The organism is Micromonospora sp. WMMD1219 (genome assembly GCF_049315215.1).
GTDB lineage: Bacteria > Actinomycetota > Actinomycetes > Mycobacteriales > Micromonosporaceae > Micromonospora > Micromonospora tulbaghiae.
The window spans coordinates 3958942-3984900 of record NZ_CP186057.1 but is presented as its reverse complement, the minus strand read 5'-3'; the positions used below and the strand labels follow the sequence as shown (position 1 = coordinate 3984900).

Genomic DNA, 25959 nt, shown 5'->3' with positions numbered 1-25959 from the left:
GCCGTCGCCTCCCTGAATGTGGGAGGCGACGGCCGGCACGGATCTAGCCAGAGTTGTCAACCAGTGATGTGGAGCTAACCTACGCCGGCCCCCCATCTACCAACGACCCGGATATTCGGGTACTTACCACTCCCGATTCTGCCGCCACAATCCTGGCCCGGCTTGCCGGTTGGCCGCACCGGGCCACAGGGAATTCTTGAGGTAGCAATACGTCCGTTGGACCCAACCCTGCCCTTGTCGACGGCATTCAGCAGAATCTGCTCGGCATCCGTCTGGTTAGGGCCCCGCAGATCCGATCCGGCCACTCGCCGGTATCCGAGCTGCTCTGCCAGAGCCCGAGCATCCGGATTGGTGTTGTTTCGATTAACAGTGTAGACAAGTTCTCCATTCAGGTGGCCCGTACTCACCGTCGTCCCGTTGTACGCACGGTCCCCGTACCTGGTACGCCAGGTCTCAGCAATCGCGTCGGCGTCATCCTGGAGCTGTGCATCCGTCTTGGTCGGACAGGCATCGTTGTGGGCGAGTACGGGGGTTTCGCCGACCAGGACGTAGTAGGTGTGCTGTCCATCGACGGTGAAGTTGTGTACTCGCTGGATCTGGGTCTTGTGCCGGATGGCAGAGATCTGGACCCAGGTGCCCGACGACGTCTGGAGCCAGGCGCCGGCCTTGAGCTGGCCGGCGGTGACCCAGACCCCGGAATCCGGCAGGTAGAACCGGTGACCATCAGTGGCCACGATGGTGCCGGTCTTGTCGCCGGACTTGCCGTCGGTGTCCACGACGATGGTCACGAGCTTCTTGACCCCGCCACCCGGGATCAAATGGGTGACCGGACGGACCTGCCGGTCGCCCGACTCGACGTCGGGGGCGAGGACCCGGTCCCCGACCTTCACGTCCTCGATCGCCTTGGTCGAGCCGTCGGCCAGCAGCACCCTGGTGCCCGGCACGAAGCTGTTGCACTTCGTCGGTTTGGCCGGGGTCTCGGTCTTCGGCTTCGGGGTGTTGGTCGGCAACGCCTTCGAGGCGTCGGTGGTCGCCTCGACGCCCTTCTTGACGTCGTTGGCGGTGTCGATGCCGTCGGCGATCTTCTTGCCGGTCTTTGCGAGCTTCGCCGCCGTCACCGCGTTGCCCGCCAGCGGAATCGCCGAGGCCATCGACAACGCCGCGTCGACGTAGTTGCCCTCGGCCGCGTACCAGATGCCGTTGGCGACGTCGGCGACCTCGCCGACCACCGGCACCATGCCGACCACGTCCAGGGTGGCGTGGCCGATGTCCGACCACGACATCCCGAACAGGTGCCCGTCCAGCTCGATGAAGCTGATCGGGTTCCCGCCGGCGAACGCGTACCGGTTGCCGGTGAACGGATCCATGGCCAGACCCATGTCCGCCATCGCGCCGCCGTAGGTGTCCCGCGTCAGGAACCGGTTCAGACCCGGGTCGTAGTTGCGGAAACCCATGTCGTACGTGCCCGAACCCGCGTCCCAGCGGGAGGCGTTGAACCGGAAAGCGTTGTACGGCTCCTCGCCCTCCGGCTGCGCACCCGGCTTGTCCACGCCGGTGAACTGCGACGAGTCGTCCTTGCCGTAGGCGGTGTACCCGTACGTCGCCCGGGTCTTGCCGTCCTCCTTCGTGATACCGATGACGTCGCCGCGCGGCCGGTAGATGAACTGCGAGTACTCCCGCCCGCCGTCGTCCTTGTGCTTGATCTGGGTCAGCTGCTGACCCCACGGCGCGTACTGGTACGACTTCGTCGCCTTGCCCGCGACCTCCTCGCGCAGCACCTGGTTGTCCATCCCCAGGTACGTGAACAGGGTGGTCTTGCCGGCCGTCGTCTGCGACACCGTCCGGTCGAACGGGTCGTACACGTAGGTGGTCGACTTGGCGTTGGCGCCGACGCCCGCTGTGGTCTTCGCGGTCCGGTCGAAGCCGTCGTAGTAGTACTTCTGCGCCCGCTGGCCGCCGACCGACACCGTGTCGAGGCGCCCCAGCGGGTCGTAGTTGTACGTCGAGGTCACACCCGCCGTGGTGGTCGAGTGCAGCCGGTTGCGGTCGTACTTGCTGGTGCTGGTCGTCCCCCCGACGGTCTGCGACACCGTGTTGCCGTTGGCGTCGTAGGTGTAGGTCTCCGTCGAGGTGCTGTCACCGGTCTTGTCCAGCTTGGCGATCCGGTCCTGCGGGTCGTAGCTGAAGACGTAAGTGTTGTCGATGTAGTCCGACGAGTTGTCGGCGTTCATCAGCTTCAGCACGTCCCGCGACGGGTGCCCGTTCGCCTGGTACTGGAGGTTGTGCTCGGCGACAGTGGCGCCGCCGGACGTCTTCTCCAGCTGACGCTTGGTGGCGCCGTCGAGGTAGTACTCGAAGTCCACCGTGTTGCCGTTGGGCTTGGTCTGCTTGAGCACCTGCCCGCGGTTGGTGTAGGTGAACGACGAGACCTGCTGGTTGCCGGCCGTCGGCGAGTCGGCGTTGGTGACCTTGGCGACCATGTCCCGCGGGTCGTACTCGATCTTCGACCAGGTGAGGTCGTGGGTCGAGGTGAGCGGGTTGCCGTTGTCGTCGTAGGTCAGCGCCGTGGTGTTCTTCGCGCTCGTGTCGTCGAGCCCGGCGAACTCCTTCACCGTGGAGATCTGGTTGAGCTGGTCGTACGCGATGTCGTACCGGCCGATCTTCGCGCCCGGGCTGAGGTCCTTGACCTCGACCATCATCCCGTTCGGGTTGTACCGGTAGGTGAACTCCTTGCGCTCGTTGTCGACGTCGGCGGAGTTGTCCCGCACCAGCTTCACCGCGTCGGCCAGCACCTTGCCGGTCGCCTGGTCGGTGACGGTGATCTTCTGGACGCCCTCCTCCTTGAAGGAGTAGCTGCCCAGGCTGATCCAGGCGCCGGTGTTCTGCGTCTGGTTCACCGTCTTGGTGACGCTGCCGCCGTCGTGCGTGACGGTGAACTTCGCGTCCGTCGCGGCGCCGGTGACCTGCGGGTGCCGGACGAACACCTCGTACGTGCCGTCACGCGGGATGGTCAGCTGCCAGTTGAACTGCGCCGACCCGCTGCCGGCCGGGGCGGTGGAGACGTCGTAGCCCCACTGCCCGGTGGCGGCCCCGTTGGTCCAGGTGCCCTGCGAGGCGGTGTTGTTGGTGTCGGTGTTGTCGACCAGGACCACGTCCCTGCCGACCGGCAGGCCGTCCTCCGACCGTCCCTTCTCGTTGCCGGACTGGTGGTACTGCCAGGTCATCGTCCGCGTGGTCGACCCGCCGGCCGAGCTCAGCGTGTTCTTGGTCTGCTGGCCCAGGTCGTTGTAGTCGTAGGAGTTGACGATGTCCCACGGGTCCTTGGACGTCCTGGTCCACCCGTTGTCGTAGTAGCTGTACTCGGTGTCGTTGCGGACCGTCTGCCCGTCCGACGGTGGCGCGCTGACCTTCGTCAGATTGCCGATCTCGTCGTAGCTGTAGAAGGTCTTGTCGGGCTTGTCGTAGCGGCTGTCGTCCTTGTCGTAGGACGACCACTCCTCCTTCTTGCGGTTGAGCGCGTCGTAGACGGTCACCACGGAGAAGTCGTCGGCGTCGTCGGTGGTGTCCACCCCGCGCGGGGTGATCAGCTTCGTCTGGTTGCCGACCTGGTCGTACTCGTACTTGGTGGTGCGGTACGTGACGGTGCCGGAGCCGTCCTTGCTGTGCGGCACCTTCGACTCCACCAGCGCGCCGCGGGCGTCGTACATCGCCAGCGACTCGTTGCCGTCGGCGTCGGTGGTGCCGAGCGTCAGGCCGTCCTTGTCGTAGCGGGCGGTCGTGAACTTGCCCGCCGCGTCAGTGGTCTTCACGACCCGGTGGTTCAGGTCGTACTCGTACTTCGTGGTGAAGTCGTCCGCCTCGCTGGCGGTCTTCTTCGCGTCGTACAGCACCGTGACGTTGCCGACGTTGTCGTACTCCGACTTCACCTTCTGGCCGAAGCCGTTGGTGACCTCGGTCGGCTGGTAGATCGCGTCGTACTTCGTGGTCGTCGTGTAGTCGCCGGCCGTCGAGGTCAGGTTGCCCTGCGGCTCGGTGACGGTCAGGACGTTGCCGACCTTGTCGTACGTCGTGGTCGTCCTGCGCTCCGGCTCCGCCGTGTTGGCCGGCTCGTCCTTCGGGGCGAGCGACTCGACGACCTGGTCCGCCTTGTCGTAGACGGACGTCGACACCGCGCCGTTCGCGGCGTACGCCGTGGTGATGTTGTCGTTCAGGTCGTACACCGGGGCCTTGGTGGTGATGAAGCGGTTGTTCGCCGCGTCCATCGGCTCCACCTTGGTGGTGGGCCGGCCGAACGTGTCGTACGCCTGCGTGACCTTCGCGTTCTTGCCGTTCTTGACCTCGGTGACGTTGCCCCGGTCGTCGTAGGTGAAGTACGACTTGCCGGTGCCCGCGTCCGTGATGGTCGTCGGGTAGCCGCTCGGGTGGAACGGGCCGTACCCGGTGGTGTTGCCGTTGGCGTCCCGGGCGCTGAGCAGCTGGCCCCACTCGTCGTAGGTGTTGACGCTCGTGTAGTCGCCGTCGGCCGGCGTGGTGTTGCCGACCGGGTCGGTGACGGTCGCGACGTCGCCCTCACCGGTGTACGTGAAGGTCCACTTGCGGCCCTCGGAGCTGGTCTTGCTGAGCACCTCGGCCACGTAGCCGTTGAGCTGACGCTGGTAGGTCAGCACCGTGCCCGGCCAGCCGTTCTTGACCGCCTCCGCGTCCCGGATCTGGGTCGGGTAGCCGGTCTTGGGGTCGAACGCCCAGGTGGAGACGGCGGTGTTCGCCTCCTCCAGCCGGATGACGTTGTGGTCGTCGTCCCAGCCGGTCTTGGTGACCTCGTTCTTGGCGTTCGTGGTCTGGTACGCCCGGCCGTAGCCGTCCAGCAGGTACTGGGTGGCGTGGTTCTCCGCGTCGGTGACCGTGGCGTTGATGTTGTTGCCCTGCGGGCCGTCGGGGTCCACGTAGCCGAACTGCGTCAGGTGGGTGAGCCGGTCGGTGTAGGACTTCGTGGTCCAGTGGAACTTCGGGTCGTCCCCGGTCTGCGGGTAGTTGTAGACCAGACTGGTCGGGTTGCCCCGCGGGTCGGTGACCTTGACCAGCTTGACGTTCTTGTTGCCCTGGGTCATGTCGTAGGCGAACTTGAACGTCTTCGGCGTGACGTTCGTCGACCCGGCGCCGTCGATCAGCTCACCGAGCAGGCCCTTGTCGGTGTAGGTGAAGGTGAGCTTGCGTCCCGAGACGTCGGTGATCTGCGAGATGTGGTCGATGATCTTCGGGTTGGTCAGGTTCGTCGCGCCGGAGACCCGCGTCCAGGTGGTGTCGTTGATGTAGTCGTACGTCTGGCCCTTGGCGTAGTAGTCGATGGTCAGCGTGATCCGGCCGGTCGGGTCGGTCATGTACCGCAGGAACTTCGTCGGCTTGTTGTTGGACTTGCGCTCCTCGTAGGTGAAGAGCATCTCGTTGCCGTTGTTGTCGACGACGCTCGACAGGAAGCCCTCGCAGTCGTAGAAGAACTGCGTCCGGTCCGGCCGGGTGAGCACCCACGCCTTCGGCTCGTCGGTGTTGGGCTTGCAGTCCACGCTGCCGTACTTCTGCAGGTAGAGGTGCACACCCTTCGGGCTCTTCCACTCGTTCGCGGTCGCGTCCCAGGTGAACCGGTGGCTGGTGCCGTCACCGTCGGTCAGGGTGACCTTGGTGGGGTTCGGGTTGGGGTGGAAGTCCAGCGGGGCGCCGAGGCGCATCATCGACGACGCCTGCAGCGACCAGCCGTACCCGGCCACCGTGTCGGTGGTGTCCAGCGAGTTGTAGGACATCCGCACGAACGTCGACAGGCCCCGGGACGGGTTGTTGAACGCGTTGTACGACCAGACCGTGTTGCCGGAGTACAGGTTGTTCATCAGGGTGCCGCCGGCGCCGGTGTTCTTCCCCGCGTACGAGTAGAACTTCTCCAGGCCGAGCTGGTCGGAGGTCGGCTCCTCCACCGAGATGTTCTGCGGCAGCGCCGGGATCGACGCGGTCTCCGACAGTTTCTTGCCGGTGAGCTTGTTGCGCAGGTCCCACTGCAACACGTAGTCGGTGCGCTCGTTGCCCTCGGTGGACGACGGTGGGGTCTTCACCTGCGCGGACACGTCGACTGTGCCGCCGGCCGGAACGCTCTTCGGCAGCGCGGTCCGCAGCTCGTAGGCGGCGTCCGCGCCGTCGGTGACCCCGTCGGCCCGCTTCCAGTCGTAGGCGAGTTCCCAGTCGGTCGGGTTCCACGCCGTGAGCGTCGGGTTCGACAGCGTCACCGGCACCGTGTACGTCGAGTCGGCGGTGGCCAGCGCCGGGGTCGAGGCCGCGTAGTACGTCGACTCCGCGGTCTGCTCCAGGTAGGTGACCTCCAGCGTGGGCCGCAGCAGCGGCTCCTGCGCCTCGGACGACAGCAGCACCGCCCGCGCGGTCTGGTTCGCCTCGTCGCGCTGGCGCAGCAGCAGGCCGAAGTTCTTCGTCGGGTCCTTGACCCAGCCGTCGGCCGCGGGGGTCACGTCCCAGGAGGCCCACTTGGGGTCGTTCGTGAACTGGTTGTAGCTCGCCTTCCAGGTGGTGTCGTAGTCACCGCCGGCGGTGGTCCACGCGTTGGTGCCGTCGTAGGTGTTCCACGTCGCCCCGGTCTCGGTGAAGTTCCTGGTCAGCTTGTGGACGTCGACGTACTCGTCGGTGTCGGTGCCCGGGTAGAGCCCACTGTTGTACAGCCGCAGGTCGGCATCGACGACCTTGGCGTTGGCCGGGATGCCGGTCAGCGCCGGGAACTTCACCAGGCCGCGGGTGTCCCCGTAGTAGGACGAGTTGTTGCCCGGGCTGACGTACGGGTCACCGTCGTAGACGTCCACGTTCTCCGTCGGGCGGGCCTGGGAGAGCGTGGTGTCGGTGGTGCCGGTGCGGTAGATCCGGGTGATCTGGCCCGCCTTCGGCAGGATCGCCGACTGGGTGGGTCCGGCCACGACCTGCCCGTCGCGGGTCTTCACCGCGACCATGTAGTAGTAGAACTTCCGCGCCAGCGGGTCGGTGTTGTCCGCCGCCGTCGGGATCGCCGTGGTGTCCTGATACGTGCGGGTGCTGGTGGACACCGGGGCGATCAGGGTCGCCGCCGACGGGGTGAAGTTCTGGTAGATGCTGCGGTGCACCTGGTACTCCACCGCGTCGTCAGCCGTCGACGACGACGGGTCGACGTACGCCGGCCAGTCCAGCACCGCGCCGGTGGAGGTGAGCGTCGTCGGCGGGCTGACCGCCACACCCGGCCGGCCGTACGTGATGACCAGCTTCGGCAGGTTGTAGTCCCGGCGGGCGTTGTTGTACGCGTACTCGGAGGCCTCGTAGATCGGGCCGCCGCGGCCCTTCGCCGCCTCGTCGACCGCCTTCACCATGAAGCCGTGGTTGGCGGACGTGCCGTTCACCCAGTCCTGCACCACGTTGCGGACCGGGAAGGAGCTCCACACGTTGGAGACCGAAGCCTTCTTGGTGGCCGCCCCCCACTTGGTGAATCGCACCGCGTCGGCGATCACCGACTTGCCCGACACGTCGCCGAGCACGACCTTGCCGGTGGTGCCGGCCGCGAACGGGTGCACGCCGAGCGTCTTCCACTCGCCGCGCGCGCTGCCGGTCTGGTCGACGGTGTACGTCTTCGACCCGCCGTTGTAGTGCACTGTGTACGGCGCGTTCGTCGGCCGGTCCGACTCCGACACGTAGTGGACCTCGACCTGGTAGTTGCCGGCCTCGGTGATGGTCGGCACCCAGGTGTGGGTGTTGCCGGTGGTGGCGTCGCTGTTGAAGCGGTAGTCGCCGTTGACGGCCAGCGGCGTCAGCTCGGCGTTGCCTGAGTACGACCAGGTGCCGGACACGGACGTGCCGGCGTCGCCGTCGTCCTGGGTGACCATGTTGCCGGCCGGCTGGGCGGCCATGTTGGCGTTCATGTTCGCCCAGGTAGCGGTGCTCTCGCTCCACGGCTGGGTGACCTTGCGGGCCTCCATGGCGACGTCGAAGCCCCAGGCGTGGTGGGTCTGCGAGTAGTACATCTGCAGCTGCGCGTCGTCGATGGGGGTGTTCCGCGGGATCGAGCCGACGTCGAACTTGACCAGCGTGCGGTACGCGTTCGCCGCGTCCGTGCCGACCTTCAACTGGTAGGTGTCGTTGTAGTTGGTGGTCGTGGCGCCGGAGTAGATGTGCACGTCCTGCGCGTCGGTGGGCACCGGCTGCAACTTGATCGTCGGGTCGATCACCACCGGGTAGACCCGGGCCCGGTCGGCCAGCCAGCCCGCGTCGGCGGTGATGGTGACGGCCGACGTGTCACCCGACCGGGTCACCTTCTGGGTGACCTCGTCCGACCACACCTTGCCGTGCGGGGAGGACCTGTCGTCCTTGCTGTCGTACATGAAGGGCGCCGGCATGACGAACACCGGGGCGCCGCCGTCGCGGCCGACGAACGCGATCGACCCGTCCTCGCGCTGCTGCGCGGTCAGGCCCGCCGTCTCCAGCGTGAAGGTGTAGGAGACCGGCCCGGTCGGCGCCTGCCGCAGGACGATCTTCTCCTTCAGCGCGGTGCTGGTCACGTCGTAGACCACGTCCGCGCCGCCGGCCAGCCCCGGGTACGTCACGGTGGAGCCGGACACCTTCGGGCTGACGCTCCGGGCGGCGCCCGGCAGGCCCAGCTCGATGGTGCGGCCGTCGCGCTCGAAGCGCACCAGGTCGTCCGAGCTGTCACCGAAGAGGCTGGTGAAGGCGTTGGTCCGGTTGCCCTGGACGTATCCGGGCTCGTCCACCGGCCGGACACTGGTGTCGATCGGCCGCCAGGTGCCCCTGCCGTCCTTGTAGTGCAACGGCACGGCGGAGATCTCCGCCTGCAACCGTCCGTCGGAGAGCTGGTAGACCCGGGCGTTCTCGGTCCGCTTGCCGGCCACCTCCCGGACCCGCTTCTGCGCCGGCCACTTCCGGCCGGCGGCGGGCTTCTCGTTGCGGTACAGCCCGGCGCTGACCACCTCGGGCTTCGCCCGGTCGCCACCACCGGCGACCAGGCCACGGGCGGCGTTGCCGAGGCGGTCCAGCAGTCCGCTGTCGTCGTTCTTCCCGCTCGGCGCGGCCTGCTCTGTCGTGGCGGGGTCGCGGTCCGGCAGGACCGCCGCCCCGCCCAGCGTGGCCACCATGGCCAGCGCCAGGCCCCCGATCAGGGCGCCTCGTGATGGTCTTCTCACCCGTTACCCTCCGGTCAACTCCGGTGACAGGACGGGTGAAGGCTAGGAACACCGCATACACGCCGGACTATTTGTCAGCTACTTCCCAGCCGGCGTCGGGAGTGCGGACGGCCGGCCCGCGAGCAGGCAGAACCGGCCCGCCGGCGACGGGCGGGCGCATCGATCGCGAAGGGTGCGGTGACGGGAAAGCGTGGCCCGCGGCGGCAGGGCCGGACGGGTCAGGACCGGGTCCGCAACTCCCCGGTCCTGACCCCGGCCGTCCGGTTGGGTAGCGGTCTGCGCCGCAGGAGCGCGGCAGGCGTGGCACGACGCCTTCCGCCGGGCTCCGCACGGCGAGCCGGTCTGCCCGCACTCAGCTCCACGGTGCTCTTACCACCGGACTCCGGTGCGCCCCCGTCTCACCCCGACGAGGCGTGGGCGCCGGCTCAGGTTAGGCGCGTCCGCGCAGGCCGGACAAGCGATGACCGGCGGCTGCGCTTGTGATTGATGTCTATGCGGAATTGCGGCATGTCGGCGTAACGGGGTCAGCCGGTTTCGCGCTGTTCGACTTCGAGACGCGGACTGCGCCCGGCCGGCCGCGGCGGGACGGTCCGGGCCGCGACGGCCCCGGCGACGAGCGCCAGCGCGGCCACGTGCAGCGCCCGTACGCCCGCCGGCGCGGGCACGCCCGCCGCCGGCAGCGCGGGCATCAGCAGCGCACCGAGCCCGGTGACCGCCAGCGCCACGCGCCAGAACACGTTCGGGTTCGCCTCCGGCGCCGGTCCGCGTACGCCGTCGGCCCGCATGCCGCGGCGGGCCTCGTGCACGGCCAGGACGACCACCAGCAGCCCGCCGGCGAGACCGGCCACCACGTCCACGAAGCGGTACCAGTACACGCCGGTCACGGCGTGGAAGTCGGCGATCCCCAGCAGCCGGGGCAGCCGGTCGCTGTCGCTGACCCGGTCCCACCCCACGTGGCTGAACGCGCCGATGAGCGCCGAGCAGACGGTCACCTGCCAGGGGTGGCGCACCCGGGCCAGCGTCACGTACCAGGGCCAGCCGCACAACCGCTGCCCGGGCAGGTGCACCGCGATGCCGGCGACCATGCGGCGCACCACCCAGGCGTACACGAGGGCGACCGGCAGGCACCACCAGAGCAGGCCGCCGAGCGTGTGCGTCCGCAGGTCCCGGGCCAGCGACGTGCCGGTGAACAGGTACGAGACGTCCGGCGCCACCGCGCCGGTGCACAGCGCCACCCCGTCGAACCAGCCCGGGCGCCACCGTTTCAGCGGCAGCACCGGCGCCAGGTGCGACGGGAAGGTCAGCGGCACGTCCCGGACGTTACCGGCCCGCCTAGAAGTGCTGGACCAGGTCGGGGAACGCGGCCAGCCGGATCACCCGCTGGTCGGACGGGTCCAGCTCGTCGTGCTCCAGGACCCAGGTGTTCTCGTTCGGGATGAAGACCGCGTTCATCCCGGCGGCCCGCGCGGGCAGGATGTCCGAGCGCGGCGAGTTGCCGATCATCCAGGCGGCGGCCGGGTCGAAGGCGTGTTCGCGGGCCAGCCAGCGGTACGTGTCCGCGTCCTTCTCCGGCACGATGTGCGCGGCGCGGAAGTGGTGCAGCAGCCCGCACGCGTCCAGCTTGCGCTGCTGCTCCTCGCGCTCGCCCTTGGTCAGCAGCAGCAGTTCGTGCCGCCCGGCCAGGTCGTCGAGCGTCTCGGCCACGCCCGGCATCAGCTCGACCTGGTGGCCGACCAGCGCGGCGGCGAGCTGCTCGATGTCGGCGCGCTCCCGCGCGGTGGCCGGACGCTCGCGCAGCTTCTCCAGGCACTCGCCGAGGCTGCGCAGGAAGACCTTGCTGCCGTAGCCGTGCGCGACGGCGTTCGCGCGCTCGATGTCGTCGAGCACCGCGCGGATCCGGGCCCGGTCCAGCGTGGGGTGGTCGAGCCAGGTGAGGAAGTCGTCGATGACGCGCTCGAACAGGACGTTGTTCTCCCAGAGCGTGTCGTCGGCGTCGAAGACCAGCACGGCGGCGTCCCGGCGCGACGGCATCGCGTCCCCCTCCCCCTCGCGGACCTCGCACACCGTACTGCCCGGTCGCCGGACGGGCCACGCGGATTATCCGGTCGGCGGCCCGTTACCGGCGGCTACCCGACTGCGGAATCCCTGGTCCGACGGCATGCTTCGGCCATGACGATCTCACCCGATCATCCACCTGGACGACGGCGCCGGCGGCGCGCCGCCGTCGCGGTGGCCGCGACGCTCGCCGTCGCGGGCGCGGCGCTGCCGGGATCCCCGGCACTGGCCGTCAACGCCTCACACACCACAGTGGTCGGCACCAACCCGGTCGACTGGACGCCGCACGCGCTGGACGGCACCGTCCACCGCATCCTCCAGATCGGCGACCGCGTGTACGTCGCAGGCACGTTCACCAAGGTGCGCAACGCCGGCCAGTCGGCCCAGCTGGCGATGCCCCGCCTGGTGGCCCTCGACGCGACCACCGGCCGGATCGACACCACGTTCCGGCCGCAGGTCAACGGCGCGGTCAAGGCGCTGGCCGCCGCGCCGGACGGCCGTTCGCTCTACATCGGCGGCGCGTTCACCACCGTCAACGGCACGGCGGCGTCCCGGCTGGCCCGGATCGACGCGGCCACCGGCGCCCGGGTCGCCGGTTTCACCACGCCGGCGCTGAACAACCAGGTCAACGACATGCGCCTGGTCGGCAACCGGCTGATCGTCGGCGGCGCGTTCCAGACCGTCGGCGGGGTGACCCGGCGTGCCCTGGCGGCGGTGAGCGCCACCACCGGCGCGGCCGACGCGTCGGTCAACCTGAACCTGGCCGGCCCGCGCAAGACCACGTCCGGTGCCACCGCGCCGGTGAAGGTCGAGGCGCTGGACGTCTCCGCCGACGGCACCCGGCTGGTGTTCGCGGGCAACTTCAGCACGGTGGCGGGCGTGGCCCGGCACCAGCTCGCGGTGGCGAACCTGTCCGGCGCGGGCGCCACGCTCTCCGGCTGGGCCACCGACCGCTACCAGCCGCAGTGCGCGCGGTCGATGCCGTCGTACCTGCGCGGGGTGGACATCTCCCCGGACGGCACCTGGTTCGCGGTGGTCACCACCGGCGCGGCCTTCCCGGGCACGCTCTGCGACACCGCGGCGCGGTTCGAGTTCGGTACGGCCACCGGCGGCAAGCAGCCGACCTGGGCCAACTACACCGGCGGCGACACGCTGCTGTCGGTGGCGGTGACCGGCGCCGCGGTCTACGTCGGGGGTCACCAGCGCTGGCTGGACAACCCGCAGGGCCGCAACTCGGCCGGTCCGGGCGCGGTGTCCCGGCCGGGCATCGGGGCGATCCACCCGACCACGGGCAAGGCGCTGCCCTGGAACCCGACCAAGGACCGGGGCGTCGGCACCCAGGAGCTGTACGCGACCGACCGGGGCCTGTGGGTCGGCAGCGACACCGTGACGGTGGCCGGCGAGTACCACGCCCGGCTGGCGTTCCTGCCGCTGCCGTGAGCGCGTGGGGCGCGGCGGGGCTTCCCCGTCGCGCCCCACGCGTCAGCAGCGCAGCGTGAGGATCGGGCGCGTCAGCGGCGCAAGGTGAGGATCAGGTCGGCGACCAGCGCGGTCCAGCCGGTCTGGTGCCAGGCCCCCAGGCCGGCGCCGTTGTCGCCGTGGAAGTACTCCGGGAAACAGATCAGGTCGCGCCAGTCCGGGTGGGTCTGGAACAGCTGCGCGGCCCCGTAGATCGGCCGCCGCCCCCAGTCGTCGCGGGTGAACAGGGAGATCAGCCGCGCGGACAGGTCGTCGGCGATCTCGTCGAGCGTGCGCTTCACCCCGGACCGGGTCGGGTACTCGACCTGGAGGTCGTCGCCGAAGAACGCGGCGTAGTCGCGCAGCGCGCTGATCAGCAGGAAGTTCGTCGGCATCCAGATCGGGCCGCGCCAGTTGGAGTTGCCGCCGAACAGGCCGCTGGTCGACTCGGCCGGTTCGTAGCCGACGCTGAACTCCTGCCCGCCGAGCGTCACCGTGAACGGCTTGTCCAGGTGGGCCCGGGACAGCGTGCGCAGCCCGTACTCGGAGAGGAACTCGTCGGTGTCGAGCATCCGGGCCAGCAGCCGCACCACCTGGTCCGGCGCGACCATCGACAGCAGCCGCTGCTGGCGGCCGTCCGGCCCGAGCCGGCGGGCGCCGATCACCTCGGCGTACTCGGGGCGGTTGGTGAGGAACCAGCGCAGCCGCGCGCCCAGCTCGGGCAGGCGGCGCATGGTCCGGGCGGTCAGCCGGGTGACCGCTGCCAGCGGCAGCAGGCCGACCACCGAGCGGACCTTCAGCGGCACCTTCGTGCCGTCGGCCAGCCGCAGCACGTCGTAGAAGAACGCGTCCTCGGCGTCCCAGAGCCCCTGGTGGTACGCCGCCGCGGCGATGTACGCGAAGTGCTCGAAGAACTTGGTGGCGGTGTCCACGTACGCGCGGTCGTGCTCGGCCAGCACGATCGCCATGTCGAGCAGGTTGAGCGCGTACATGGCCATCCAGCCGGTGCCGTCGGACTGCTCCAGCGTCCCGGCGACCGGCAGCGCGGCCGAGCGGTCGAACGGGCCGACGTTGTCCAGCCCGAGGAAGCCGCCCTCGAAGACGTTGTTGCCGCCGGTGTCCTTGCGGTTGACCCACCAGGTGAAGTTGAGCAGCAGCTTGTGCATGACCCGGGCGAGGAACTCGTGGTCGCGGGAGCCGTCGATCTCGAAGACCTTCAGCGCCGCCCAGGCGTGCACCGGCGGGTTCACGTCCCCGAACGCCCACTCGTACGCCGGGATCTGCCCGTTGGGGTGCAGGTACCACTCGCGCAGCAGCAGGAGGATCTGCTCCTTGGCGAAGCCCGGGTCGACCCGGGCGATGGTGACGCAGTGGAAGGCCAGGTCCCATGCGGCGTACCAGGGGTACTCCCACGGGTCCGGCATGGAGATCACGTCGAAGCTGTTCATGTGCCACCAGGCGCTGTTGCGCCCGTGCCGGCGGCCGGCCGGCGGCGGCGCCGAGCCGGGGTCGCCGGCCAGCCAGCGCTCCACGTCGAAGTGGTAGAACTGCTTTCCCCACATCAGCCCGGCGATGGCCTGGCGCGCCACCAGGGCCTCGTCCGGCGTGGCGGCGGCCGGGATGACGCTGTCGAAGAACCGGTTCGCCTCGGCCCGGCGCGCCCACAGCACGGTGTCGAACCCGTCGCCCAGGTCGGCCGGGGCCGGTGGCGCGGCGGCCGGCGGCGGCGCGGTACGGGTCAGCCGCAGCCGGATCTGCCGCTGCTCACCGGCCGGCACGTCCAGCACGTAGTGCAGCGCGCCCTTGGTGCCGGTGCGGTCCGGGTTGACGGTGGCGGCGTCGGCCACGACGTGGTCGTTGATGCCGTCCTTGGGGTACGCGGACCGCCCCGGCAGCCCCCACAGCCGCTCGGCGTTGGTCTCGTTGTCGCACAGCAGCGGCACCGGGTCGCCGTCGCCGGACAGCAGGAGCTGGCCGAGCACCCAGTGCTCACCGACGAGCCGGGCGCCGGCCCCCTCCCCGGCCGCCTCGCCGACCAGCTTCGGCATCCGGTCGGTGCCGGGCAGCCCCCACGCCCAGGTGTTGCGGAACCACAGCGTGGGCAGCACGTGCAGCGTCGCGTCCTCGTCGCCCCGGTTCGCCACGGTGATCACCACGCACATGTCGGTCGGTGACGCCTTGGCGTAGTCGACGGTGACCGCCCAGTACCTGTCGTCGTCGAAGATGCCGGTGTCGACCAGCTCGTACTCGGTGTCGTCCCGGCCGCGCAGCGCGTTCACCGCGACCAGCTCGTCGTACGGGAACGCGGCCTGCGGGTAGTGGTAGCGCCAGCGCATGAAGGAGTGCGTCGGGGTGCTGTCGAGGTACCACCAGTACTCCTTGACGTCCTCCCCGTGGTTGCCGCCGTCGCCGCCGAGGCCGAACATCCGCTCCTTGAGGATCGGGTCGCGCCCGTTCCACAGCGCGAGCGCGAAGCAGAACGTCTGCCGGTCGTCGCAGACGCCCGCCATGCCGTCCTCGTTCCACCGGTACGCTCGGGACCGCGCGTGGTCGTGGGGGAAGTAGTCCCACGCCGTGCCGTGTTCGCTGTAGTCCTCCCGTACCGTCCCCCACGCCCGCTCGGACAGATAGGGGCCCCATGCGCGCCAGTCCTGCTCCCCGGCGTCGGCCTGGGCGAGCCGGTGCCGCTCGGGGTCGGGGGACGCGGAGGTCGACCGGTCGGTGATCACTGGCACATCTTCGACGCCGCCGGGGTACTTCTCCACAGCGGCCATTGTCGTCGTGGCATGTCACACCTCGCTGCCGGTGGAGGAAAGTTGATCGACATCCGTTTCGGGCCGCGGGTCTGCGGCGAGCTGTCCGCCGCCGCCGCGCGGGAATGGCTGGTCACGGACGGGCGCGGCGGGTACGCCATGGGCACCGTCGCCGGGCTGCGCACCCGCCGGTACCACGGGCTGCTCGTGGTGGCCGCTGACACGCCGGCGTCCCGCAAGGTGGGACTGGTGAGCCTCGACCCGGCGGTGACGCTGCCGTCGGGGCGGCAGGTCCGCCTGGGCGCGCACGAGTGGTCCTCCGGCGTGGTCGACCCGCGCGGCTTCGAGCTGCTGGAGCACTTCGACCTGGCCGACGGGGTGCCGCGCTGGCGGTGGCGCATCGGCGACGTGGTGATCGAACGCGAGATCGCCATGACGTACGGCCGCTCCTGCGTGGCGGTGGTGCACCGGCTGATCTCCGGCGGCCCGGTGCGGCTGGACCTGGCCGCGGCGTGCACCTGGCGCGACGCGCACGGCGAGCGGCGCGCCGACGGTCCGGCGCCCCGGCTGGAACCGGCGGCCGGCGGCGCGGTGGTCGACGGCGCGTACCGCCTGGCCGGGCCGGACTGGACCCCGGAGGGGCAGTGGTGGCTCGGGGTCCGCCACCGCACGGAGGCCGAGCGCGGCCTGCACCCGGACGAGGACCTCTGGTACGCGGGCCGGTTCACCGGCGCGCTCGACGAGCCGGGCGCGACCGTGTCGGTGCTGGCCTGGGCGGACGACCTGGCCGAGGAGCCGCCGCCGGCGACCGCCGTGGTCGAGGCGGCCCGGCGGCGCAGCCGGGCCGTGGTGGCGGCGGCGAAACCCGGCGACGCGGTCGAGGCGACGCTCGCGCTGGCCGCCGACGCGTTCGTGGTACGCACCGCCACCGGCCCGGACGTGGTCGCCGGCTACCCCTGGTTCGGGGCCTGGTCGCGGGACACGATGATCTCCTACGAGGGCCTGTTCCTGTGCACGAACCGGGCCGACGAGGGCCGGGACCTGCTGCGGGCGTACGCGGCCACGCTGAACGGGGGCATGCTGGCGAACACGGCCGACACCGGCCGGGTCGAGTACAACACCGTCGACGCCACGCTGTGGTTCCTGCACGCGGTCCACCGGCACGTCACAGTCACCGGCGACACCGACCTGGGCGACGAGCTGCTGCCCGCGCTGCACGGCGTGGTCGAGGCGCACGTGGCGGGCACCCGGTACGGCATCGGCGTCGACCCGGCCGACGGGCTGCTGGCCCAGGGCGGCCCGCCGGACGTGGCGCTCACCTGGATGGACGCCCGGGTGTACGGGGTGCCGGTGACCCCGCGTACCGGCAAGCCGGTCGAGGTCAACGCGCTGTGGATCAACGGGCTGGCCGGGCTCGCGGAGCTGACCGAGCTGGCCGGACGCGACGCCACCGCGCTGCACGACCTGCACCGCCGGGCCGGCACCGCGTTCCGGGAGCGGTTCCCCGCCCCGGCCGGCTGGCTCCACGACGTGGTCGACGCGCCGGCGCCCGCGTACCCGCTGGGCGGGGCCGCGCACCACGACGACGACCTGCTGCGCCCCAACCAGCTGCTCGCCTGGTCCCTGCCGCACGCGCCGCTGGAGCCGGACGAGGCCACGCTGCGCCGGATCACCGAGGCGCTGTTCACCCCGCTCGGCCCGCGCAGCCTCGCCCCGGACTCCCCCGGCTTCACCGGGCGGCACCGGGGCGGGCCCGCCGAGCGGGACTCCGCGTACCACCAGGGCACCGTCTGGCCGTGGCTGACCGGGCCGCTGCTCGACGCGTACCGCCGGGCCGGGCTGCCGACCGACGACCTGCTGGTGGGGCTCGTGGGCCACCTCGCCGAGGACGGCCTGGGATCGGTGAGCGAGACCGCCGACGGCGCGGCTCCGCACGCGGCCACCGGATGCCCGTTCCAGGCGTGGTCGGTGGCCGAGCTGCTGCGCGCGCGGCGGTTGCGCCGGTAACGCGTTACAGACCGGCAACCGGCGCGTCGCCGCCGGTTATCGACCCCTGGGCAGGATGGGCGGCGACCCCACCGGACACCGCGGCGACGCCGCCGCCGGGGTGGGGACGCCACAACTCAAAGGGGGCCGCGTGTCAGCTGACGCCGAAGTGATCGACATCCAGCCCGCCCGGCGCCTGCGGGTGCTGCTGCTCTCCTGGGAGTACCCGCCGGTGCTCGTCGGTGGCCTCGGCCGCCACGTCCACGCGCTGTCCGTGGCGCTGGCCGCCGCCGGGCACGAGGTCACAGTCGTCACCCGCCACGCCGAGGGCGCTCCCCTGGAGGAGTACGCCGACGGCGTGCGCGTCGTCCGCGCCGCCGAGGACCCGGTCCGGTTCCCGCTGGCCACCGGATCGCTGCTGGCCTGGACCATGGCGTTCAACCACACCCTGACCCGGGCCGCGCTGCGCGCCGCCTCCACCGGCTCCTACGACGTCATCCACGCCCACGACTGGCTCGTCGCGCACACCGCCGTCACGCTGGCCGAGCATCTCGACGTGCCGCTGGTGACCACCATCCACGCCACCGAGGCGGGCCGGCACCAGGGCTGGCTGCCCGAGGAGATGAACCGCACCATCCACGGCGTCGAACACTGGCTCGCCGGCGAGTCCGGCCGGGTGATCGTCTGCTCCGGGTACATGCGCGACCAGGTGGCCCGGCTGTTCGGCGTGCCGGCCGGGCGCATCGACGTGGTCGCCAACGGCGTCGACGACCGGGCCTGGCGGGCGCGGCCGCACGCGGTCGCCTCCGCCCGGGCGCGCTTCGCCGCGGGCGGGCCGCTCGTCGGGTACGCCGGCCGGCTGGTCTACGAGAAGGGCGTGCAGCACCTGGTGCACGCCGTGCCGCACCTGGCGAAGCGGCACCCCCGCCTGCGGGTGGTGATCGCCGGGGACGGGCCGTACAAGGACGAGCTGGTCGACCAGGCGCGACGGCTGCACCTGGGGGACACGGTCCGGTTCGCCGGTTTCATGGACGCCACCCAGCTGCCCGCGGTGCTCGCCGCCACCGACGCCACTGTGATCCCCAGCCTCTACGAGCCGTTCGGCATGATCGCGCTGGAGGCGGCGGCCGCCGGAGCACCGCTCGCGGTGGCGCGCACCGGCGGGCTGGCCGAGATCGTCGAGCCCGGCGTGACCGGGGTGACGTTCCCGCACGGCGACCCGGACGCGCTGGCCGGCGCCGTCGACCGGCTGCTCGGCGACGAGGTCTTCGCCCGGCGGGTGGCGCGCAAGGCCCGGACCATGGTCAGCCGGCGGTACACCTGGTCCGCGATCGCCGCCCGGACCGCCGGAAGCTACGCCGCCGCCCGCCGCGACCACGACGCGTTCCAGGCCCGCCGGGCCACCGCCATGCTGGCCGGCGACCGGTCCCCGATCGCCGTCCCGGAGGGCAACCTGCTCGCCGGCGCGGCAGGTTAGGGGCATGACGCACTGACAGGCGATAGGTACCGTCCGATCCGTTGGCTATTGTGGACCACTGACCAGCGGTGAGGAGTGCGGTGCGGGAGGTATTGATCGCGGGGCGGTACCGCCTGCTCGAACTGGTCGGCCGCGGCGGGATGGGCCAGGTCTGGCGGGCGCGCGACGAGGAGCTGCAACGCGAGGTCGCGGTGAAGCAGGTCGTGCCGCCGAACTGGCTCGCCGAGAACGAGCGGGACGAACTGCGCGCCCGTACGCTGCGCGAGGCGCGCACGTCCGCGCGCCTCAACCACCCCAACGTGGTGCGGGTCTACGACGTGGTCCGGGTCCAGGGCGAGCCCTGGCTGATCATGGAGTACGTCCCGTCCCGCTCGCTCCAGGAGATCATCGAGAGCGACGGGCCGCTGCCGCCCGGACGGGCCGCCGAGATCGGCCTGTCGGTGCTCGCCGCGCTGCGCGCCGCGCACGACGCCGGGGTGCTGCACCGCGACGTGAAGCCCGCGAACGTGCTGCTGGCCCGGGACGGGCGGGTGCTGCTCACCGACTTCGGGCTGGCCGTGTTCGAGGGCGGCGACGGCGCGATGACCCGGCCCGGCCTGGTCCTCGGCTCCCCCCAGTACGTGGCACCGGAGCGGGCCGCCGAGGGCGTGTCGAGCGTCGAGGCGGACATGTGGTCGCTCGGCGCCACGCTGCACGCCGCGGTGGAGGGCCGCTCGCCGTACGCCCGCAGCACCGCGATGGCCACGCTCGCCGCGCTCGCCACCCGGCCGCCCGACCCGGCCCCGCACGCCGGCCCGCTGATGCCGGTGCTGGCCGGGCTGCTGCGGCGCGATCCGCGTACCCGCCTCGGGCACCGCGAGACGGCGCGCCTGCTCGGCGTCGCCGCGGTGTCGGAGGCCGACGCGGAGGCCGCCGGCTCCGCGGTACGCGCCCCCGCCGGATCGTCCGACCGGCCGGCCGCCGGACGAGATGCCGACGGTCCGGCGGGTGACGAGCCGGGGTCACCGGGGAACCCGGCGGCTCCGGGCGGCATCTACCCGGACCTGATGCCGCCGGCCGCCGCCGCCCGCGCGTGGAGCCGGGCGGCGAAGCGCAGCGAATGGGCCCCGCCCGCCGAGGGCGACCGCGCGCCACCGTCCGGGGACACGGCCGGCGCCGCTGACCCCGCCGGCCGCGCTGTCCCGGCGGCCCGCGCGGGCGCGGGGAGCCCGTCGTCCCCGGCCGGCCGTTCGGGGGCGGCCGGGCGCGTGGACGCAGGCGGTCCCTCGTCCCCGGGCGGCCCGCCGGATGCGAACCGTCGCGCCGAGGCCGACGGCGGCTCGGGTGCGGTCGCAGGCTCGGGTGCGGTCGGCGGTCCCACTGGGGGCGACGGCCGGGCCGCGGCCGGTGGTTCGGCCGGGATCGGCGGCTCGGGTGTGGTCGGCCGGTCGGCGGCGGTGGGCCGGGCGGCGCCACCGGATCGCGCCCGGGCCGGTGACCCGGAACGGAGCCGGGCCGGCGACCCGGAACGGGGACGCCCCGGTGACCCGGAGCAGGCCGCCCCGGACGCGACCCCGGAGCCGCCCCGGAGGGGGCCGGCCCGCCCGGGTCCGATCAGCCTCGGCCCGACGGTCCTCACCAGCTTCGTCGACCCCGGCAGCCCGGCCGGCCCGGAGTCGGCGCCCCGCGCCGACGCCCTCAGCCCGGTGCACATCGTCGGCCCCGGCGCCGCGCCGGTCGCCAAGCCTCCCCCGGTCGCCCACAGCGGGCCGGTCGACAGCGGCGCGGTGCATCCCGCCCCACCCCGGCCCGCCGGGGTCCCCCGCCCCGCCGATCCCCCGCTGACCTCGGGTGACGGGAACCCGCTGCACCGCTGGGGACTCGTGCTGGGAGCCGTGCTGCTGGCCGTGGCGACCGGTGTGGGCACCGCGCTGGCGATCACCGGCGGCCGGGACGAGACGCCGCAGGCTGGCAGTTCGACCGAGGCCGTCGCCCGCCCCTGGGACCGCCCGCCCGGGCCGGGCGCGCCACCTCCGCCGTTCCCCTGCGTCCGGCCCGACGTGGCCGGCACGCCGGTCCGCAAGGGCCCGCCCCCGGACGACCCGCGGGTGACCGTACCGGCCGGTTGGGTCTGGCCCGCCGACACCGGCGGCTTCCGCATCGCCCTGCCCGCCGGCTGGCTGCAACTGCGTTCCGGCGACACCACCTGCTTCCAGGACCCGGCGACGCGTCGCATCCTGGGCGTCGAGCCGTACCCGGGTGGTGATCCGGTGGGCCGGCTGAAGTCGTCCGAGCGGGATCTGACCTCGGCCGGCCGGTTGCCGGACTACCTGCGCGTCCGGCTGGAGTCCGACGGCCCGGGCGCGGCGTGGGAGTGCCTCTGGACCGCGCCCTACGGGGAGCGGATGCACGCGATGCGCGTCCTGCCCGGCGAACGGGCCGGCTGGACGCTCGGCTGGACCACGTCCGACGCCGACTGGCCCGCCGCCTCGAAGCAGTTCGCCGTCATCCGCGCGAGCCTCGGCACCGTCAAGCCCACCCGTACGGCAGGCTGAGGCGGCGCCCGCGGCACCCCTTCCCCAGTGGACCGTCCGGCTGATGCCCCGCTGTCGCACGGGCTGACTACAGTGGCGTAGTTTTTGTGGATCAAGATCTTCGGGAAGGGCGAGCCGAGATGATGGGACCGTCCCACGCGCTCTCGGGCGCGGCGGTGTGGCTGACCGGCTCCTGGGCGATGGCCCAGTTCGCGGACTACCACCAGACACCGCTGGCCCTGGCGGTGGGCACCGCGGTCTGCGCCGGTGGGGCCCTCTTCCCCGACCTCGACCTGTCCGGGAAGGTCACCCGTAACCAGGGCGGCGCGACCGTGGCCCGCACGTTCGGTGTGGTCAGCCTCTTCGTCGCCGAGGTGATGGAGAAGATCTCGCTCGGCGTCTACTACGCCACCAAGCTCAGCAAGGATCCGCGCCGCAACAACGGGCACCGCACGCTGACCCACACCATTCCGTTCACTGTGCTCGTCGGCTGGGGCACCACCGCGCTGTGCGCCCACTACGGCAAGTGGGCGGTGGTCGGCATCCTCTTCTTCATGATCGGCCTGGCGCTGCGCGGGCTCTTCGACAAGTGGGCCGAGCGCGCCGGCTGGGTGGTGGTGACGCTGGTGTCCGCCGCCGCGGCCTGGTTCACGTTCGCCAACCTGCCCGGCGACCGGGGCTATCCGATGATCGGGCTCGCGGTCGGCGTGGGCTGTTTCGTGCACATCCTCGGCGACATGATCACCCGGGCCGGCGTGCCGATCCTCTGGCCCATCCCGATCAGACGCCGCATGTGGACGATGGTCGGCCTGCCCAACAAGATCGCCCTGCGTACCGGCAGCAAGGCCGAGACGGTGGTGCTGCGCACCGCGATGACGATCCTGTCCGTGCTGGCCGCGGTGGGGCTGGTCGCCCCCTCGGTGCTGCAGCGCTTCGACATCCAGGTGTAGGTCAGCCCGCCTCGGCGCGCACCGCACGAGCCGTGGCCGCCCGGTGCCGGATCATCCGGGCCGTCCATCCCACACGGCCGGCGGTGAGCACGTACGCCGCCGTCGGCGGGAGGACCAGCAGCGCGGCGATCCCGGCCACCAGCGGCACCCGGGCGCCGGGCACGTCCGTGGCGACCGCCGCCGCGGCGGCGTACCCGGCGGCCAGCACGACCGCGACGAGCCCGGCGAATGCGAGCGCCGGACCGGTCCGCCGCCGGCCCGCGGCCTCACCGAGCGCGACCGCCGGCGCGAACAGCAGCGGCAGCGCGGCCACGCCGAGCAACGCCGCGATCAGCACCAGCAGCGGTCCGGCCAGCGGGCCGCCCGGGTCGGCGCCGGTGACGAGCGCGTACGCCAGCAGCCCGAGGTAGCCGACGACCGCCTCCGCGACGACGACGAGCCACGCCGCCGCGGCTCCCGCGAGATGACGAGCGACAGTGGTGCCCACGTTGTCCCCTCCCCCGTACGGACGGCGCCACGACCGTCCGATGAGAACGGTAGTGCCCGGGGTGGCGGTGGGCTGAGGCCCCACCTGATATCACTCTGGGTAGGGAAGCAGTAGTCGTCGATCGCCCGCGCGGGCGATCGACGACACGCTAATGCGCATTAGCGCCGAGGTCCGCCTACTGTCGCGCGCTCGGTCCATCCTTGTCAAGATCCCCCGCCCGAACAGCCGTCGGGCGGCGGCGGTCGCGCTGCTAATCCGCATTAGATCAGGGAGTTCATCGAACGGAAATCTCCCGCCCACCCCTTGACAGGACGCCGGGAGAGCAGCGAGGCTCCATCCCGACCCGATCGCTAATACGCATTAGCGGCAGTGGAAGGACCGACGTGACTCCTCCCCCCAGGCGTGTCACCCAGCGTGACATCGCGCGAATGGCCGGCGTCAGCCAGGCGACCGTGTCGCTGGTGCTCAACAACCGCACCGACGCCGACGTCCGGATCGCGCCGGAGACACGGGACCGGGTGTTGCAGGTCATCGCCGAGACGGGGTACGCCGCCGACCCGGCCGCGCGCCGCCTCGCCTCCGGGTTCAACCGGATCATCGGCGTCTTCACCTACGAGCCGGCCTTCCCCAGCGGCAGCCGGGACTTCTTCCACCCGTTCCTGCTCGGCATCGAGGAGTACGCCGAACGGGTCGGCTGCGACCTGCTGCTGTTCACCAGCGCGCCGGTGGTGGACGGCCGGCGGCGCATCTTCCACCAGGACAACCGGCTGCGCCTGGCCGACGGATGCATCCTGCTCGGCCGGGAGATCGACGGCGCGGAGCTGCTCCGGCTCAACCGCGACGGGTTCCCCTACGTCGCCGTCGGGCGCCGCGACGACGCCGGCGGACCGGTGCCCTACGTCGGCGCCGACTACGCCAGCGCGGTCCACCGGCTGGCGGATCGGGCGCTGGACCTGGGGCACCGGCGCCTGACGTACGTGGGCATGGGCACCGCGGCCGAGTCCTCGCACGACCGGCGCAGTGGTTTCCACGCCGGCGCGGCCGGCGCGGAGAGCGCCCGCCAGATCACCGCGACGGCGGAGACCGCCGACGCAACAGTGGACGACCTGCGGGCCGACGGCAGCACCGTCGCCTTCGTGGAGGACTTCGCCACCGCCGTGGCGCTGGAGGCGGCCGCCCGCCGCAAGGGGCTGACGGTGCCCGGTGGCCTGTCCGTCGTGACCCTCGGCGACCCGACCGTCCCGGTGCCCACCGACATCACGTTCACCGGGTTCCGCATCCCGCGTGAGGAGATGGGCCGCCAGGCCGTCGAGGTGCTCACCGGCGTCATCGACGGCAGCGCCGGCGGCCTCCAGCAACGGCTCCTGCCCTGCGAACTCGTCGAGGGCGACACCCTCGGCGTCCCTGGAACGGCGGCCGACCGGCGCTGACACGCCCGGCCGCGCAACTGGAAGGAAGCAAGTGGTACTAATGCGTGCGGACGTCCTCGTCGTCGGGGGCGGACTGGGCGGTGTCGCCGCGGCGCTGGCCGCGGCCCGTGCCGGGCGGTCCGTCATCCTGACCGAGGAGTTCGACTGGCTCGGCGGGCAGCTCACCAGCCAGGCGGTCCCGCCGGACGAGCACTCCTGGATCGAGCAGTTCGGCGCCACCGCGAGCTACCGGGAGTTGCGCGACGGCATCCGCGACTACTACCGCCGCCACTACCCGCTGACCGAGCGGTCCCGGGCGTGGACCGACCTGAACCCGGGCGCCGGCTGGGTGAGCCGGCTCTGTCACGAGCCCCGGGTGGCGGTCGCCGTCCTGGAGCAGATGCTCGCGCCGTACCGGGGGTCCGGGCGGCTGACGGTGCTCCAGCCGTACCGGCCGGTCGCGGCCGAGACCGACGGCGACCGGGTCACCGGCGTCACGCTCGCCCACCGGGACCGCGACGAGCGGATCGAGGTGGAGGCGCCGTACGTCCTGGACGCCACCGAGACCGGTGAGCTGCTGCCGCTGACCGGCACCGAGTACGTGACCGGGTTCGAGTCGCAGTCGCAGACCGGTGAGCCGAGCGCGCCCGCCGAGGCGCAGCCGCTGAACATGCAGGCGGTGTCCGTCTGCTTCGCGCTGGACCACGTCGACGGCGACCACACCATCGACCGTCCCGCCGGCTACGACTTCTGGCGCGACTACAAGCCCGACTTCTGGGGCGACCGGCTGCTGTCCTGGCGGTCGCCGCACCCGCGCACGCTGGAGATCGTCGAGCGCAGCTTCACCCCGAACCCGGACGACGACCCGCTGGGCGTCAACGCCGACCAGCGGCTCAACCCGGGCGACGGCAACCTGTGGACGTTCCGGCGCATCGCGGCGCGGCGCAACTTCGTCGACGGCGCGTACGGCAGCGACATCACACTCGTCAACTGGCCGATGATCGACTACTTCGAGGGACCGGTCATCGACGTGCCGAACGCGTCCTGGCACCTGTCCCAGGCGCGCGAGCTGTCGTACTCCGTCCTGTACTGGCTGCAGACCGAGGCGCCCCGCCCCGACGGCGGCACCGGCTTCCCCGGGCTGCGGCTGCGCGGCGACGTGACCGGCAGCGCCGACGGGCTGGCGCAGGCCCCCTACATCCGGGAGTCGCGCCGCATCCGCGCCGAGTACACGGTGGCCGAGCAGGACCTCTCCCTCGCGGTACGCGGCGAGCACGGCGCGGTGAGCTACCCCGACTCCGTCGGCGTCGGCATGTACCGCATCGACCTGCACCCGTCGACCGGCGGCGACAACTACATCGACGTCGGCTCCTGCCCGTTCGAGATCCCGCTCGGCGCGCTCATCCCGCAGCGGATGGAGAACCTGCTGCCGGCCGGCAAGAACATCGGCACCACGCACATCACCAACGGCAGCTACCGGCTGCACCCGGTCGAGTGGAACGTCGGTGAGGTCGCCGGCCTGCTCGCCGACTTCTGCCTTGCGCGGGGCGAGTCCCCGCGCGCGGTCCGCGGCACCCCCCGCCTGCTGGCCGAATTCACGGACCGCATCTCGGCCGCCGGCGTGGAATGCCGCTGGCCGCAGGTCGCGGGTTACTGAACCCCCGG

At 71.7% G+C, this 25959-nt stretch carries 12 protein-coding genes; 7 read left to right on the top strand and 5 right to left on the bottom strand.

All coding sequences use genetic code 11. The features are described 5' to 3' along the window. Positions 1 to 74: 74 nt before the first annotated feature. The 3 genes from ACN27C_RS19115 to ACN27C_RS19105 all read right to left on the bottom strand — a co-directional run bounded on the left by ACN27C_RS19115 (position 75) and on the right by ACN27C_RS19105 (position 11237). Positions 75 to 9206: a DNRLRE domain-containing protein gene (locus ACN27C_RS19115; protein ID WP_422747144.1), complete on the bottom strand. Its 9132-nt coding sequence runs from the start codon at positions 9204 to 9206 to the stop codon at positions 75 to 77. A 524-nt stretch (positions 9207 to 9730) separates the two neighbouring features. Next, on the bottom strand, positions 9731 to 10516 hold the full coding sequence (locus ACN27C_RS19110) for a DUF4184 family protein (RefSeq protein ID WP_422747142.1): 786 nt from the start codon (positions 10514 to 10516) through the stop codon (positions 9731 to 9733). Positions 10517 to 10538: 22 nt separating this feature from the next. After that, positions 10539 to 11237, bottom strand: coding sequence for an HAD family hydrolase (locus ACN27C_RS19105; protein WP_120573686.1), 699 nt, complete (start codon positions 11235 to 11237; stop codon positions 10539 to 10541). A gap of 138 nt (positions 11238 to 11375) precedes the next feature. On the opposite strand from ACN27C_RS19105, the gene ACN27C_RS19100 reads away from it, so the two are divergent. Next, a complete protein-coding gene (locus tag ACN27C_RS19100; RefSeq protein WP_422747139.1) occupies positions 11376 to 12701 on the top strand; it encodes a hypothetical protein in 1326 nt (441 codons plus the stop codon). A gap of 71 nt (positions 12702 to 12772) precedes the next feature. Here the strand turns inward: ACN27C_RS19100 and ACN27C_RS19095 are convergent, their stop codons facing one another. Then, on the bottom strand, positions 12773 to 15493 hold the full coding sequence (locus tag ACN27C_RS19095) for an MGH1-like glycoside hydrolase domain-containing protein (protein ID WP_422747137.1): 2721 nt from the start codon (positions 15491 to 15493) through the stop codon (positions 12773 to 12775). Positions 15494 to 15535: 42 nt separating this feature from the next. Between ACN27C_RS19095 and ACN27C_RS19090 the strand changes: the two genes are divergently transcribed. The 4 genes from ACN27C_RS19090 (at position 15536) to ACN27C_RS19075 (ending at position 22398) form a co-directional block, all read left to right on the top strand. After that, complete coding sequence (locus ACN27C_RS19090) at positions 15536 to 17479, top strand: amylo-alpha-1,6-glucosidase (RefSeq protein WP_422747135.1); 1944 nt, start codon at positions 15536 to 15538, stop codon at positions 17477 to 17479. Between the two features lie 130 nt (positions 17480 to 17609). Further along, positions 17610 to 18935 carry a glycosyltransferase family 4 protein gene (locus ACN27C_RS19085; protein ID WP_422747133.1) on the top strand — a complete coding sequence of 442 codons (1326 nt, stop codon included), beginning with the start codon at positions 17610 to 17612 and terminating at the stop codon, positions 18933 to 18935. A gap of 80 nt (positions 18936 to 19015) precedes the next feature. Next, positions 19016 to 21469 (top strand): protein kinase domain-containing protein, encoded by a 2454-nt coding sequence (locus ACN27C_RS19080; protein ID WP_422747131.1) that lies wholly within the window; start codon positions 19016 to 19018, stop codon positions 21467 to 21469. 119 nt (positions 21470 to 21588) lie between these two features. Further along, positions 21589 to 22398: a metal-dependent hydrolase gene (locus tag ACN27C_RS19075; RefSeq protein ID WP_357897454.1), complete on the top strand. Its 810-nt coding sequence runs from the start codon at positions 21589 to 21591 to the stop codon at positions 22396 to 22398. 1 nt (position 22399) lies between these two features. Here the strand turns inward: ACN27C_RS19075 and ACN27C_RS19070 are convergent, their stop codons facing one another. Then, a complete protein-coding gene (locus ACN27C_RS19070) occupies positions 22400 to 22885 on the bottom strand; it encodes a hypothetical protein (protein ID WP_422747129.1) in 486 nt (161 codons plus the stop codon). 383 nt (positions 22886 to 23268) lie between these two features. On the opposite strand from ACN27C_RS19070, the gene ACN27C_RS19065 reads away from it, so the two are divergent. After that, complete coding sequence (locus tag ACN27C_RS19065; RefSeq protein WP_308212706.1) at positions 23269 to 24315, top strand: LacI family DNA-binding transcriptional regulator; 1047 nt, start codon at positions 23269 to 23271, stop codon at positions 24313 to 24315. A gap of 40 nt (positions 24316 to 24355) precedes the next feature. Beyond that, positions 24356 to 25951, top strand: coding sequence for an FAD-dependent oxidoreductase (locus tag ACN27C_RS19060; RefSeq protein ID WP_422747126.1), 1596 nt, complete (start codon positions 24356 to 24358; stop codon positions 25949 to 25951). Positions 25952 to 25959: the final 8 nt, after the last annotated feature.